General features: G+C 64.6%; 15 protein-coding genes. 6 read left to right on the forward strand and 9 right to left on the reverse strand.

The features are described from left to right. The first annotated feature begins 12 nt into the window (after window positions 1-12). Complete coding sequence (locus AWB66_RS28480) at window positions 13-843, forward strand: shikimate dehydrogenase family protein (protein WP_087633411.1); 831 nt, start codon at window positions 13-15, stop codon at window positions 841-843. Between the two features lie 5 nt (window positions 844-848). Here the strand turns inward: AWB66_RS28480 and nikR are convergent, their stop codons facing one another. Next, the gene (gene nikR / locus AWB66_RS28485) at window positions 849-1,307 is read right to left on the reverse strand and encodes a nickel-responsive transcriptional regulator NikR (RefSeq protein ID WP_087633412.1); all 459 of its coding nucleotides are present in this window, start codon (window positions 1,305-1,307) and stop codon (window positions 849-851) included. 111 nt (window positions 1,308-1,418) lie between these two features. On the opposite strand from nikR, the gene AWB66_RS28490 reads away from it, so the two are divergent. Both AWB66_RS28490 and AWB66_RS28495 read left to right on the forward strand, forming a co-directional pair. Further along, complete coding sequence (locus AWB66_RS28490; protein WP_087633413.1) at window positions 1,419-2,483, forward strand: HoxN/HupN/NixA family nickel/cobalt transporter; 1,065 nt, start codon at window positions 1,419-1,421, stop codon at window positions 2,481-2,483. A 106-nt stretch (window positions 2,484-2,589) separates the two neighbouring features. Beyond that, window positions 2,590-2,820 carry a hypothetical protein gene (locus AWB66_RS28495; protein WP_087633414.1) on the forward strand — a complete coding sequence of 77 codons (231 nt, stop codon included), beginning with the start codon at window positions 2,590-2,592 and terminating at the stop codon, window positions 2,818-2,820. 66 nt (window positions 2,821-2,886) lie between these two features. Here AWB66_RS28495 and AWB66_RS28500 read toward each other — a convergent pair whose 3' ends face one another. Further along, a complete protein-coding gene (locus AWB66_RS28500; protein WP_087633415.1) occupies window positions 2,887-4,296 on the reverse strand; it encodes an MFS transporter in 1,410 nt (469 codons plus the stop codon). A gap of 429 nt (window positions 4,297-4,725) precedes the next feature. Here AWB66_RS28500 and AWB66_RS28505 point away from each other — a divergent pair, with 429 nt between their 5' ends. Then, a complete protein-coding gene (locus AWB66_RS28505; protein ID WP_087633416.1) occupies window positions 4,726-5,496 on the forward strand; it encodes an IclR family transcriptional regulator domain-containing protein in 771 nt (256 codons plus the stop codon). Window positions 5,497-5,508: 12 nt separating this feature from the next. On the opposite strand, the gene AWB66_RS28510 is transcribed toward AWB66_RS28505, so the two are convergent. Then, entirely contained in the window at window positions 5,509-5,952 is a 444-nt protein-coding gene (locus AWB66_RS28510; RefSeq protein ID WP_087633423.1) for a MarR family winged helix-turn-helix transcriptional regulator, read from the reverse strand. 88 nt (window positions 5,953-6,040) lie between these two features. Here AWB66_RS28510 and AWB66_RS28515 point away from each other — a divergent pair, with 88 nt between their 5' ends. Beyond that, a complete protein-coding gene (locus AWB66_RS28515; RefSeq protein WP_087633417.1) occupies window positions 6,041-7,579 on the forward strand; it encodes a DHA2 family efflux MFS transporter permease subunit in 1,539 nt (512 codons plus the stop codon). A gap of 3 nt (window positions 7,580-7,582) precedes the next feature. Here the strand turns inward: AWB66_RS28515 and AWB66_RS28520 are convergent, their stop codons facing one another. From AWB66_RS28520 to AWB66_RS28545, 6 genes are all read right to left on the reverse strand, one after another. After that, window positions 7,583-7,903 (reverse strand): M14 family metallopeptidase, encoded by a 321-nt coding sequence (locus tag AWB66_RS28520; RefSeq protein WP_125469808.1) that lies wholly within the window; start codon window positions 7,901-7,903, stop codon window positions 7,583-7,585. 71 nt (window positions 7,904-7,974) lie between these two features. Next, a complete protein-coding gene (locus AWB66_RS28525) occupies window positions 7,975-8,775 on the reverse strand; it encodes an ABC transporter substrate-binding protein (RefSeq protein ID WP_087633418.1) in 801 nt (266 codons plus the stop codon). Between the two features lie 150 nt (window positions 8,776-8,925). Next, on the reverse strand, window positions 8,926-10,014 hold the full coding sequence (locus AWB66_RS28530) for a calcium:cation antiporter (protein WP_087633419.1): 1,089 nt from the start codon (window positions 10,012-10,014) through the stop codon (window positions 8,926-8,928). A 226-nt stretch (window positions 10,015-10,240) separates the two neighbouring features. Then, on the reverse strand, window positions 10,241-11,563 hold the full coding sequence (locus AWB66_RS28535; RefSeq protein WP_087633420.1) for an MFS transporter: 1,323 nt from the start codon (window positions 11,561-11,563) through the stop codon (window positions 10,241-10,243). 37 nt (window positions 11,564-11,600) lie between these two features. Then, window positions 11,601-12,353: an SDR family oxidoreductase gene (locus tag AWB66_RS28540; RefSeq protein ID WP_087633424.1), complete on the reverse strand. Its 753-nt coding sequence runs from the start codon at window positions 12,351-12,353 to the stop codon at window positions 11,601-11,603. A gap of 10 nt (window positions 12,354-12,363) precedes the next feature. After that, window positions 12,364-13,209 (reverse strand): ureidoglycolate lyase, encoded by an 846-nt coding sequence (locus AWB66_RS28545; protein ID WP_087633421.1) that lies wholly within the window; start codon window positions 13,207-13,209, stop codon window positions 12,364-12,366. Between the two features lie 149 nt (window positions 13,210-13,358). On the opposite strand from AWB66_RS28545, the gene AWB66_RS28550 reads away from it, so the two are divergent. Further along, window positions 13,359-14,279, forward strand: coding sequence for a LysR family transcriptional regulator (locus AWB66_RS28550; RefSeq protein ID WP_087633422.1), 921 nt, complete (start codon window positions 13,359-13,361; stop codon window positions 14,277-14,279). The last annotated feature ends 93 nt before the right edge of the window (window positions 14,280-14,372 follow it).

Genomic DNA, 14,372 nt, shown 5'->3' on the forward strand with positions numbered 1-14,372 from the left:
AGAGGCAGCACGATGGCCCAGGACCCTTCTTTTTCCGCATCGCTCGACGCGGGCTTAAGCGGCGCGACGCGCGTGTATTTCATCGTCGGCGATCCGATTGCGCAGGTGAAATCGCCCTCGGGCGTGACGGCCGCATTGCGCGCGGCGGGACGCGACGCGATCGTCGTGCCGGCGCACGTCGCGCCGGACGATCTGCCCGGGTTATTCGCAGCGGTGGCGCGGATGCAGAATGTGGACGGCGTCATCATCACTGTGCCGCACAAGTTCAGCGCGACGCCTTATTGCGCGACGCTATCCGATGAAGCGAAGTTCCTCGGCGCGGTCAATACGCTGCGCCGGCAGGCGGACGGCTCGTGGCACGGCGGCATGTTCGACGGCACGGGTTTCGTCGCGGCGCTGGAGGACGCGGGCTGCAAGCTGAACGGCAAGCGCGCGTTGCTCGTCGGCGCGGGCGGGGCCGGGTCGGCGATCGGGCATGCGCTCGTCCATGCGGGCGTTGCGTCGCTCGCGGTGCGCGACAACGACGCCGCGCGTACCGAAGCGCTCGTCGCGCGGCTCGCGGACCTGGGGCTCGGCAGCGCGAGCATCGCGGCGAGCGATGTGGCCGCGCAGGACTACGACGTCGTGGTGAACGCCTCGCCGATGGGCATGCGCGCCGAAGACCCGTTGCCGATCGACGTATCTCGCATGCCCGCGACGGCTTTCGTCGGCGACGTGGTCACCAAGCCGCCGCTCACGCCTTTCATCGAAGCGGCCCGCGCGCGCGGTTGCGGCACGGTGACCGGTACGCAAATGTTCGGCCGCGTGTGCGACCGCATCGTGGAGTTTCTCGTCGAGGCTTGAGCGCGTCAGACGTGCAGGTGTTCGTGCTGCGCGGCATCGTCGCCGTGATGATGCCGCGCGCGCTCGATGGTCGCGGGAATCGTATGCAGATGCGCGTAGCGCACGCCGCGCTGGCTCGTCACGCTGTTCGCAAACGCCGTCACGTCGTGCGCCCGGCCGCGCAACACCGACGATTCCAGCAGGCTCTCGTGATCCAGATGCACCCGCATGCTCGCCACCGACAGATCATGACGGTCATGATGCGCCTGCGTGATGCGGCGGGCGAGATCACGCGTCGCGTGGTCGTAGACGTAGGTGAGCGTCGCGATGCATTGCCTGCGCGAATCGTCCGCGGACTCGCGCGCCTGACTCTCTCGCACGATGTCGCGCAGCGCTTCCGAACGGCTCGCGTAGCCGCGTGCGGCCATCAATGAATCGACGACGGCGAGCAACTCGTCGTCGATGGTGATCGTGATTCTTTGCATGGATCCTCCTTGCGGGCATCGGCCGGTCGGCTTTCATGCTATCCGATCGTTTTGACAGTGTGACGATATTTATAAAAAGTATTATTCTGTGCGGTCCTCTCTGGAGAACCGATGTCCTTTCCTGTCAAAGCATTGTTCGGTAGTGAACGTGGCACGCTGCGTCGCAGGATCGCGGGCCTTTACGCGCTCCTGATCGCGTTCAACGTGCTTGCGTGGGGCTGGGCCTTCATGACGTTCCATGGTCATCCGCTCCTGTTGGGCACGAGTCTCCTCGCGTACTCGTTCGGGCTGCGCCACGCGGTGGACGCCGACCACATCGCCGCCATCGACAACGTCACGCGCAAGCTGATGCAAGCCGGCGAACGGCCGATCGCGGTCGGCCTCGCGTTCTCGCTCGGACATTCGACGATCGTCGTGCTCGCGTCGCTCTTCATCGCCGCGACGGCGACCGCGCTGCAGACTCGCCTCTCGGGCTTTCGCGAAATCGGTTCGCTGATCGGGGCGCTCGTCTCCGTGTGCTTCCTCTTCGCAATCGCGCTGATGAATCTCGCGATCCTGCGCTCGGTGCTGCGCGCCTTCGCGCGTGTACGTCGCGGCGAACGCTACGCCGACGAAGACTTCGACATGCTGCTCGCCGGACGCGGCTTGCTGGCGCGTCTGTTCAGACCGCTCTTTCGCCTCGTCAAGAAGAGTTGGCACATGTACTTCGTCGGCTTCCTGTTTGCGCTCGGCTTCGATACCGCCACGGAGATCAGCCTGCTCGGGCTGTCGGCGGCGGGCGCGACGCAGGGCATGCCGGTCTGGTCGCTCCTGGTGTTCCCGGTGCTGTTCATGGCGGGCATGACGCTCGTCGACACGACCGACAGCATCCTGATGCTCGGCGCCTACGGCTGGGCCTACGTGAAGCCGGTGCGCAAGCTCTACTACAACATCACCGTCACGACGATCTCGGTGATCGTCGCGCTTCTGATCGCGTCGGTCGAAGCACTCGGCCTCGTCGCGGACAGGCTGCATCCCGGTGGCCCGTTCTGGGACGGCGTCGCGAACCTGAACGACAATTTCGGGCTGATCGGCTATCTGATCGTCGGGGTCTTCGTGCTGTGCTGGCTGCTGTCCGCGGCGGTGTACCGCTGGAAACGCTTCGAGGAACTCGACGTCCGTTCGGAACCGTTCTGAACCGGCGCGCCTCCACTCCGACACCTGCTTATGCGGGGTTTCGCACGCTCGTGCGCAAGCCTAGTCTTGTGACTCCCGATGACGCCGCACGGCAAGGAGACTCGCAATGGACGGAACTCCAATCGAATACAAGGGCTGGGGGCTGACGCCGATCGTTTCCCGAACGCCCGAGGCCTTCAACGTGCTGTTACTCGTCGAGAAGCCGAACGGCATCCGACGCGCGATGGGACCGCTCGGCAAGTTCGCCTCCGCCACGGTGGCATGCTCGTTTGCAATCGAATACGGCAAGGCGCTGGTCGACGGGCGGCCGCTGCCGACGCAAACGGTTGGGGGATAACGGTCCCGCCAAACAGAAAAGGCCACGCTCACGCGTGGCCTTCTTCGTTACATCAACTCGCCGCTATCAGGCAGACGCCTTCTGCAGTTTCTCCTCCGCCATCGTCTGGGCGCGCAGGCGCTCGTAGTCGTGGTTGTCGATCGGCACCGCGTCCGGGTCGCCGAGATCGTTCAGGTGAATCCGATACGTCTCGCGAGCGCTATAGGCCGACAGCGCCGCAATCACCGTCACCGCCAGCGTGATCGAGCCGACCGTCAGCGGGATGTTCGTCGATCCCGGCGGCGCGACCAGCGCGAAGAGTGCAGGCAAGAGCGCCGTGATGAGCGTACCGACGTTCTGCGCAATCGCCATCGCCGAGACGCGTGAGCGGGTCGGGAACAGTTCCGGATAGAAGCTCGGGAAGATCGCGTTATAGCCTTGATACACCACGCCCCACATGAGAAGCGACATCACGATCGCGAGCGGCACGTTGTGGATGCTGATCGCCCACAAGTAACCGAACGAGAGCAGCCCCGAGCCGATCGCGCCGACCATCACCGGCAGGCGTCGGCCGATCCGGTCCGACAAATCGCCGACATAGGGAATCACCAGCACCGCGAGGATGTTGCCGGCGACCGGAATCCACAAGTACACGCTCTTGCTGAAGCCGATGCCATACGAAGCCTGCACCGCGTAGGCCGCACCGAAAATGGTCGCGACAACCGGGATCACGTTCATCAGCGCCATGCAGACGACGCGGAACATGTCCTTGGAGCTGTATTTGAACGCTTCCTTGATCGGCGACTTCGGCACTTGCGTTTCGCCGGCTTCCTTCGCGAAAGCAGGCGTTTCCTTCACTTCGCGACGGATGATGTAGCCCGCGAACAGCACGCCGGCCGACATCAGGAACGGAATGCGCCAGCCCCACGAATTGAACGCGTCTTCCGGCATGAAGTATGCAAGCGGCAGGAACACCGCGGCAGCCAGGATCTGACCGGCCTGCACGCCTTGCAGCGTGAAGCTCGCGTAATAGCCACGGCGTCCGAACGGCGCGTGTTCGAGAATCATCGAACTGGCGCCGGAGATTTCACCCGCGACGGCAAAGCCCTGGATCAGGCGCAGCACGACGAGCAGCGCCGGCGCCGCCATGCCGATCTGGTGATACGTCGGCAGGAGGCCGACTGCCATCGTCGACGCACCCATCAGGAACATGCAAATCAGGAGCACGGTTTTACGGCCGTGCGTGTCGCCCCAGTGACCGAGGACGAACGCACCGATCGGACGCGCCACGTAACCGACGCCATAAGTCGCAAGCGACGCGACGATGGCGATCTTCGGATCGCCCGAGGGGAAGAACAGTTGCGGGAAGATCAGCGCGGCGGCCTGCGCATAGATGAAGAAGTCGTAGTACTCCAGCGCCGAGCCGATCCAGCCGCTCGCGGTCGCCTTCTTTGCCTGATGCTCGCCCTGCGGCTCGTGGTCCATGGAACTAGCCATGTTTGTCTCCAGTATGGATGAATCGATTGAATCTTCAGTGAGTCTTCGCTCGCGTCTTCGTAGGGGCGCTTGTTGCGAACGACAGGCCGGATGGAACGCTGTCTTTCCTTCATCCGGCAACGCTTCCGATGGTTCGTGCATGGGTCGCGTCGGGGTGAGTGGAGAATATGAGACGGCGACCTCGCCGGCAATGGCTTCCATCCGATTTTGCGCGATTATCGAACGCTTATGTCCGATTAACGAACGTTTCAGGGGTTAGCACTAACCATTTGGTTAAAATTTCTCCGAGCCGTTCAGCCGGCGTTTGTCACCGTGCCGGACCGGCGCAGCGCTTCCGGGCCGAGCAGTTCCGGCAGCAAGGAATCGTCGACGAAAGGCGATAATCGCGCATATCGGTACACTGATCGCACGGAACGAGGGTTATTGCTCATGACGAAGACACCGCTCGACAAGCGGGACTGGATCGCCGGACTGGAAAAGGGCCTGGCGATCCTCGAAGCGTTCGACGACCAGCACGCGCGCATGACGCCGACGCAAGCCGCGATGCGCACCGGCCTCACGCGCACGGCCGCGCGCCGCTATTTGCTGACGTTGGAGCATCTCGGCTACGTGCAGACCGACGGCAAGCTGTTCGGGCTGACGCCGCGCGTGCTGCGGGTCGGCTGGTCGTATTTCGATTCCGCACGGCTGCCGCGCACCGTGCAGCCGTACCTGCAGCAACTGAGCGCGACGCTCGGCGAATCGGTCTATGTGAGCGTGCTCGACGAATGGGAGCTGGTGTTCATCGCGCGCAACGGCACCTCGCGCGTGATGACGACGGGCTTCGTGCTCGGCGCGCGCGTGCCCGCGCCGCTGACTTCGCCGGGCGTCGTGCTGCTCGCCCACAAGCCCGACGAGGACGCAGTCCGCCAATGGCTCGACGATACCGAGCTCAAGCCCTTCACGCCCCAGACGCTGACCAACAAGACGAAGCTGCACGAGAAGATCCGGCAGGCGCGCGCCGACGGCTTCGCCGTGATCGAAGAGCAGTTGCAACTGGGCGTGAGGGGCATCGCGGTGCCGATGAAGGACCGGCACGGTGAAGTGGTCGCGGCGCTCAGCACCAACATGCTGATCGGCAAGGAGACGAAGGAAGCGGCGCTCGCCCGCGTGCTGCATCCGCTGCAGGAGACCGCGCTCGCGATGCTCAATGTGATCTGAATCCGGACGGAGCTAGCGGTCCACGATCGTGCTGAGATTCGAACGCACCCTCGCGAGCAGCGCGATCAGCTGCTCGCTTTCCTCTGCGCTGAAGCCGGTCAGCGCCTCGGCCGCGATTTCATCGCCGACGCGCCGCGCCGCGTTCAGCGCCTTCTGCGCCTTCGCCGTCATGCGGACCTGCCGCTCGCGACGGTCGCCGGGATTGAACCTGCGTTCGATCCAGCCGCCCTCTTCCATGCGGTCCAGCAGCCGCCCGGCCGAGATCGGCGCGACTTCGAGCAGGTCCGCGAGCCGCGCCTGATTCATCTCGCCGTAATGCGAGAGATACGCGAGCGCGCGGCATTGTGCGCGCGTGAGATCGAGCGACGACTTTGCGAGATCGTCGAACCGCTTGCCGACCAGCCGGCCGACATCGGACACGAGAAAGCCGAAGCGCTTGTCGAGTTGGGTTTGCATCGCGTGATTATAGGGAAGCCGGCGCATCCCGCGCGTGAAGCCCGCCTTATAATAAGCATGCTTATCATCTCCCGGCGATCCCTTTCAAATGTCTTCCCAAGCCGCTCCGGCGAGCGCAGCCGCGCCGATCAACCGGCCCATGCTCACCGTCTCGATCATGCTCGCGACGCTGATCCAGACGCTCGACAGCACCATCGCCAACGTGGCGTTGCCGCATATGCAAGGCAGCCTGTCGGCGTCGCAGGACGAGATTACCTGGGTGCTGACCTCCTACATCGTCGCGGCCGCGATCGCCACGCCGCTCACCGGCTGGCTCTCCGACCGTCTGAGCGTCAAGCGCCTGCTCTCGTTGTCGATCGCGGGCTTCACGATTGCGTCGGCGTTCTGCGGCCTTTCGGAGACGCTCGCGCAGATCGTCGGCTCGCGGCTCTTGCAGGGCATCTTCGGCGCGTCGCTCGTGCCGCTCTCGCAATCGATCCTGCTCGACATCAATCCGCGCGAAAAGCAGGGTCAGGCGATGGCCGTGTGGGGCATGGGCGTGATGGTCGGCCCGATCCTCGGTCCCACGCTCGGCGGCTGGCTCACCGACAGCTACAACTGGCGCTGGGTCTTCTTCATCAACGTGCCGATCGGCGCGTTCGCACTCTTCGGCGTGCTAACGTTCTTGCCTGCGCGCGAGCCGAAGCACGGCGTCAAGTTCGATGCGTTCGGCTTCGCCACGCTGGGTCTCGCGATCGGCGCGTTCCAGGCGATGCTCGATCGCGGCGAACAGCTCGATTGGTTCGGCTCGCTGGAAATCCGCATCGAAGCGATCCTCGCGGCGATCAGCTTCGCGTTCTTCATCGCGCACACGGCGACGGCGGGGAGGAAATCGTTCTTCCGCTATGAGCTGCTGAAGGACCGCAACTTCGCGACCGGCGTATCGTTCATCTTCGTGATCGGCGCGGTGATGTACGCGACGCGCGCGCTCCTGCCGCCGATGCTGCAAACCCTGATGAACTACCCCGTCGCGACGACAGGGCTCGTCACGGCGCCGAGCGGGGCGGGCACGATGATCGCGATGATGTTCGCCGGACGCCTGCTCAAGCGCTTCGACGCGCGGCTGATGCTGCTCGCGGGCTTCCTGATCTCGGCGTTCGCGCTCTGGCAGATGATGCATTACACGATCGTGCTGTCGGCGTCGGACATCGTGTGGCCGGGCGTGATCCAGGGCTTCGGCCTCGGGCTCGTGTTCGTGCCGCTCTCCGCCCTGTCGTTCTCGACGCTCACGCCGGAACTGCGCGCCGACGGCACGGCCACGTATAGCCTGATGCGCAATATCGGCAGCAGCATCGGTATCTCGATCGTGCAGACGCTGATGACGCGCAACACGCAGATCGCGCACGCGGACCTCGCGGCGAACGTGACCGCGTTCAATCCGGCGTTGCAGTCGATGCTGCCGAACGGCTCGACCTATGACATGGCGGTGCTCAATCAGTCGATCACGCAGCAGGCCGCGATGATCGCGTACCTGAACGACTTCAAGCTGATGTTCGTCGCGACGCTGCTCGTCGTGCCGCTCGTCCTGCTGATCCGGCCGACGAAAAAGGCGCCGGACGAATCGCTTGCGCATGCGGCGATGGATTGAGGTTCAAGGCACGAGCAGATTGCCCTGCCTCGCCTCGCCATTGCCGAAGCGGCCCATCTGCGTGCCGAGCCAGTGCTGGTTCAGTCCGGCCGGGTTCGCGACCGGCACGAGGACGATCTGCGCGCGCAGCCGGCCATCGCGCTCCAGCTGCGCGAAATGCCGCTTCAGATACCACGCGACGACCATGCCCGGCAGTTCGTCCGCGTGCGGCGATGCCTGGATGTAGACCTTGCGCGATGCATCGTCCGGGCCGTAGTGATGGCTTACGAGCGTGCGCGCGGTCCCCAGCGTGGGCGAGGTCAAAGGATGGATTCGCGTCTGCATGGACGTCGTGAATGGAAAAAGGCATCGCGAGCGAGGCCTTTTTCAGCGTGCCGTAAAAGGCGACCGGGCGATTACTGCACCGAGACGTCGGTCGCGAAGTACTTCGCCATGATGCGCTTGAACGTGCCGTTCTTCTTCATGTTCGCGAACGCCTGGTTCAGGCCCTGCTTCAGTTCGGCGTCGCCCTTGCGCAGGCCGATGGCCGTGCCCGGACCGATGATCGCCTTGTCCTCGACGATCGTGCCGACCAGCGCAAACGGCTTGCCCTGCGGCTTCTTGAGGAAGCCGATGGCGGCTTGCGCGGCGTCGGTGAACATCGCGTCGATACGGCCGGCGACGAGGTCGGTTTCCACCTGTTCCTGGTCCGCGTAAGGCACGACGGTCGCGCCCTGCGGTTCCCATTTGAGCTTTGCGTAGCGCTCCTGCACGGAACCCTGCTCGACGCCGACGCGTTTGCCCTTGAGCGATTGCGGCGTCGGCAAGATGCCCGAGCCTGCGCGCGCGACGAGTTGCGCGTGGGTGTCGTAGAGCGGATCGGTGAAATCGATCTGCTTGAGGCGCTCTTCGGTGATGCCCATGTCGGAGAGCACCGCGTCGAACTTGCGGGCCTTGAGGCCGGGGATCATGCCGTCGAAATTGTTTTCGACCCACACGCATTTCACTTTCATTTCCGCGCAGAGCGCGTTGCCGAGATCGATGTCGAAGCCGGCGAGCGTGCCGTCGGCGAGTTTCGATTCGAACGGCGGATACGACGGATCGACGGCGAAGCGGATTTGCGTGATTTCCTTCGCGCCTGCGGCGAACGAAGCCGAGGCGATCAACGCGCCGGCGAGCGCCCGGGCGGCGAGCGATACTGTTTTCTTGTGAGACATTCCATTCCTTCGAACTTGCTGTTGATGCGTACTGCAGAGGCAGCCGATGCCATTGCGAAGCGCGCGCGGCGGCGCGCTTCGCAAAAAAGCCCTGAATGGTAGCTCAAAAGTGGATCGCGGGCGCCGAAGGCAGGCGGAACCGCGTGCGGCCTACGGCACCACCGACAGGAACAGGAACGTCGCGAAGATCACCAGATGGACCACGCCTTGCAGCACCGTCGAGCGCCCGGTGCCAAGCGTAATGACACTGACGAGCAGCGTCAGGGAGAGCATCACGATTTCCTTCGAATCGAGCCCGAGCGCGATCGGTTGCCCGATGGCGATGGACACGACGGCGACAGCCGGAATCGTCAGCCCGATGCTGGCAAGGGCCGATCCCAGCGCGAGATTGAGGGAAGTCTGCAAGCGGTTGAGCCGCGCGGCGCGCAAGGCGGCAAGCCCTTCGGGCAGCAGCACGAGCGCCGCGATGACCACGCCGACCACCGCTTCCGGCGCACCGGCCTTCGCCACGCCCGCCTCGACCGCCGGCGACAGCAGTTTCGCGAGCCCCACCACCGACACGAGTGACAGCAGCAGCAACGCGACCGCCGCCCAGGCGTGGCCGGCGGAAGGCGGCGGCGCGTGCACTTCGTCGTCGACGAAATCCGGCGCGCGCACGGGCACGGGCGGCAGGAAATAGTCGCGATGCCGCACCGTCTGCACGAACACGAACACGATGTAGAGCACCAGCGAAATCACGCCGACGAACACCAGTTGCGAGATCGACAACACCGGCCCGCTCACCGTGCTCGTGAAATTCGGCAGCACGAGCGTGAGCACCGAGAGCGCGCAGAGAATCGCGAGCGATGCGCTCGCGCCCTGCAACTGAAAGTCCTGAACGTGATGCCGCAAGCCGCCGACGAGCAGACACAGCCCGACGATCCCGTTGCTTACGATCATGATCGCGGCGAACACGGTATCGCGCGGCAAGGCGGCTTTCTCGGGACCGCCCGTGAGCATCACCGAGACGATCAGCGCCACTTCGATAACCGTCACCGCCACCGCGAGCACCAGCGTGCCGAACGGCTCGCCCACCCGATGCGCGATTACTTCCGCGTGATGCACTGCCGCGAACACCGCGAAGGCGAGCGCGATGCCGGCGAGCACGAGCAGCATGCCGCTCGGCATCACGATCGCGAGGCCGAGCACGGCGAGCGCGACGATCGGCGAGATGACGGTCCAGTCGAGTTTGAATTTCATCGGCGCTCCGGGCGATCTTTCTTGTTGGCGCGCGGCGCGCGCGGACACCGGGGCATCATAACGAAAAACGATGCGCCATCGCGCTTCGAAGATCTTTGTGCACGCTACGGAGCGCCCGTGACCGCGTGCTGACAGACATCCATCGACCGGTATGACGAAACCCACGTACGTCAGGCTCGCCGGATGCGCCGGGTTTCGAACCCCGGCGCGTCCACGCGTTAGCCGCTCACTCGCTCACGTTTTCGCGGAAGTACAGGCGCTTGGGCAGACCCCACAGAATCAGCGCCGAGCCCAGCAGGCACGCCACGGCGATGGCATAGAGACCGGGCGTCGCGCTGCCGGTCAGCATCTTGACCTTGCCGACCATGTACGGGCTGATGATGCCGCCGAACTGCCCGACCGAGTTGATGAGCGCGATGCCGCTCGCCGCCGCGATGCCGGAAAGAAAGCGCGTCGGCAGGATCCAGAAGAGACCCAGCGACGTGATGATGCCGGTCGCCGCGATCGTGAGTCCGATCACGAGCATCACCGTGTTGGTCGGAAAGAAGCCGCACAGCACATAGCCGACGGCGCCCGCGAACGCACAGGCGCCAAGGTGCCAGCGACGCTCGCCGGTGCGGTCCGAGTGCTTGCCGATCAGGATCATGCCGATGCCCGCGACCGCGTAAGGCAGCATCGAGATCAGGCCGATCGCGAAGGTGTCGGTGGTGCCGGCCGTCTTCACGAGCTGCGGCATCCAGAAGACGAGGCCGTAGATGCCCATCGCGAGGAACAGGTAGATCACCGCCATCACGAGCGTGACCGGCTCCTTGAACGCGGCCTTCAGCGAATGCACTTCGCCCACCTTCGGATCGCGTGCGAGTTGCTCGGTGAGCGCGCGCTTTTCGCCGGCATCGAGCCATTTCGCTTTCTCGATGCTGTCGTCGACCATCACGAGCACGACGATTCCGAGCACGATGGATGGAATGCCTTCGAGGAGGAACAGCCACTGCCAGCCGGGCATGCCGTTTAGGCCATCGCAGAACTTCATGATCGCGCCGGAAAGCGGGCTGCCGATGATGCCGCACAGCGCGATCGAGGCCATGAAGAACGAGTTGATGCGCCCGCGCCGCGACGAGGGAAACCACTTCGTGAAGAAGTAGAGCGCGCCCGGCACGAACCCCGCTTCCAGCCCGCCGATCAGAAAGCGCAGCACGTAGAACCACGTTTCGGTGCGCACGAACATCATCGACGCCGACGCGATGCCCCACGTGATCATGATCCGCGCGATCCAGCGTTTCGCGCCCACGCGATGCAGCACGATGTTGCTCGGCACTTCGAAGAGGAAGTAGCCGACGAAGAACACGCTCGCGCCGAAGCCATAGACGGCATCGCTGAAACCGAGTTCGCTCTGCATCTGCAGCTTCGCGAAGCTGATGTTGATGCGGTCGAGATACGAGAACACGAAGCACGCCACGAAGAGCGGCACGAAACGCCAGAACACCTTGCGGTAGAGCTGGGCGTCGTCGTGAGTCGCGGTCTGCGGGACGGCGGACGATAGGGTTTCCACGGTTGTCTCCTTGATGTCTTTCTTGAGCGTGTCGGTGTCAGTAAGTTGCCCGTCCTCCCGACAGGTCGAACACGGCGCCCGTCGTGAACGAATTCTCCTTCGACGCGAGCCACGCGACCATCGACGCGATCTCGTTCACTTCGACGAAGCGTCCGCGCGGAATCTTAGAGAGCATGTAGTCGATGTGCTGCTGCGCCATCTGCTCGAAGATCTTCGTGCGCGCGGCCGCCGGCGTGATCGCGTTGACGGCGATGTCGAGCGCCGCGGTTTCCTTGCCGAGGCTCTTGGTGAGCGCGATCACGCCCGCCTTCGCAGCACTGTAGGCCGACGCGTTCGGATTGCCTTCCTTGCCCGCGATCGACGCGATATTGACAATGCGCCCATACCCGCGCGCGATCATCGTGCGAACGATCGCCTGGTTCACGTGGAAGGTCGCGTTGAGATCGACGTCGATCACGCGCGACCATTCCTCGGCCGCGTACTCGGCGAGCGGCGCATTCGCGCCCGCGATGCCCGCGCTGTGCACGAGCACGTCGATCGCGTCGAAGCGCGCGATGGTCGTATCGGTGGCCCGCTGTACGGCATCGCGCTGCGTGATGTCGACGACGACCGTCAATACATCGCCGAACTGTGCGAGGGCTTGCTTCGCGGCGGCGAGCGCGGCTTCGTCGCGATCCCACAGCGCGATGCGCGCGCCGCCCTGCAACAGACGCTCGGCCACGGCGAGGCCGATGCCCTGCGCGCCGCCCGTCACCACTGCGCCGCGCTTCGTGAAGTCGTATTGGTTCATTGCGTTCTCCTCATGCATCGACGGTGCGTTGCTGCTGCTCGCCGAGTCCTTCGATGCCAAGACGCATCGTCTGTCCCGCGCGCAGATAGACCGGCTCGGGCTTCTGTCCCATGCCGACGCCCGGCGGCGTGCCCGTCGAGATCACGTCGCCCGGCTGCAGGCTCATGAAGCGGCTCAGATACGAGACGATGTGCGCGACGTTGAAGATCATCGTGCTCGTGCTGCCGTTCTGGTAGCGCTTGCCGTCCACTTCGAGCCACAAGCTCAGACGCTGCGGATCGGGCACTTCGTCGGCGGTGACGAGCCACGGACCGATCGGACCGAACGTGTCGCAGCCCTTGCCCTTGTCCCAGGTGCCGCCGCGCTCGATCTGATACTCGCGCTCCGACACATCGTTGATCACGCAATAGCCCGCGACATGCGAAAGCGCATCGGCTTCGTCGATATACGCGCCGCCCTTGCCGATCACGACGCCCAGTTCCACTTCCCAGTCGGTCTTCTTCGAGCCGCGCGGGATGCGCACGTCGTCGTTCGGACCGACCACGGCCGAGAGCCACTTGTTGAAGACGACCGGCTCGGCCGGCACGGGCAGGCCCGATTCGGCTGCGTGATCCGCGTAGTTCAGACCGATGCAGATGAACTTGCCGATGCGCCCGACGCACGGCCCGATGCGCTCGCCGGCCGGCACGGCGGGCAGCGTAGCCGGGTCGAGCTTGCGCAGGCGCGCAAGCGTGTCGGGCAGGAGCGCGTCGCCCGCGACGTCGTCGATCACGCCGGACAGGTCGCGCACGGTGTGAGTGTTATCGAGCAAGCCGGGCTTTTCGCGGCCGGGGGCGCCGTATCGCAGCAGTTTCATCGGGTCTCCACCAGTGCAGTTATGTGAGGACGCATTCGCGTCTGCCCGCCAATGTAGGGAAAGCGCGCCGCTTTGAATAATGAAAGCTGCTGCTCGCGTGATAACTTTCCGTTATCTTCGCGTTGTCCCTTAGTCATCTCTCTTGCCCCATGCTGCCCAACGTCGATTCGATTGCCGCGCGCCTGCGCCTGAAGCAACTTCGCCTGCTGATCGCGCTCGACGAGCACGGGTCGCTCCATCGCGCCGCCGACGAAATGGCGCTCACGCAGCCCGGCGCGACCAAGGCGCTGCGCGAGATCGAGGCGACGTTCGGCGCGACGCTCTTCTCGCGCTCGCCGCAAGGCATCCAGCCGAACGAACTCGGACGCTGCGTGATCCGCTACGCGCGCCTGATTCACATGGACGTCGCGCATCTGCGAGAGGAAATGGCCGGCATCCTGCAAGGCGCGGGCGGCCGGCTCGCGGTCGGGTCGATCATGGGCGCGGTGTCCGGCGTGCTCGTGGACGCGCTCACGCGCCTGCGCGCGAAGCAGCCTGCGCTGACCGTCGAAGTGGTGGAGGACACCAGCGCGCGCCTGCTCGCGTTGCTCGATCAGGGACGGCTCGATCTGGCGATCTGCCGCGCGAGCGTCGCGCGCCAGCCAGATCACTACGATTACGTGGAACTGCGCGACGAGCCGCTGGCGATCGTCGCGGGCCTCGCGCACGCGCTGATCGACGCGCCCGACGTCACGCTCGCCGATCTCGCGCAAAGCCGCTGGATCGTCTATCCGAGCATCATGCCGCTTCGAAGCCTGTTCGAGCGCGAGTTCAAGGAAGCGGGCCTGCCGCTGCCGCTGCATCCGGTGGAAACGTCGTCGACCATCACGACCGTGCTTCTGCTGCAACGCGACCCGACGCTCGTCTCGCTGATGCCGCTCGACATGGCTCACTTCCTCACCGGGCACGGCCTCGCCCGGCGCCTCGCCATCGCAGTGCGCTCGCGCACGGAGCCTTACGGCATCGTCACGCGGCGCGGCGCGGCACGGTCGGCCGCGACCAAGCTGATGATCGACGAACTGACGCAATGAAAAAGGCGCGGCCAAAGCCGTAATGCCGTTCAGTTAAGCGACTGAACGGCATTTTTGTTGGCTGCTCAAAGTAGTTGTAAACGGGGCTCGGCG

The organism is Caballeronia telluris (genome assembly GCF_001544495.1).
GTDB classification, from domain to species: domain Bacteria; phylum Pseudomonadota; class Gammaproteobacteria; order Burkholderiales; family Burkholderiaceae; genus Caballeronia; species Caballeronia telluris.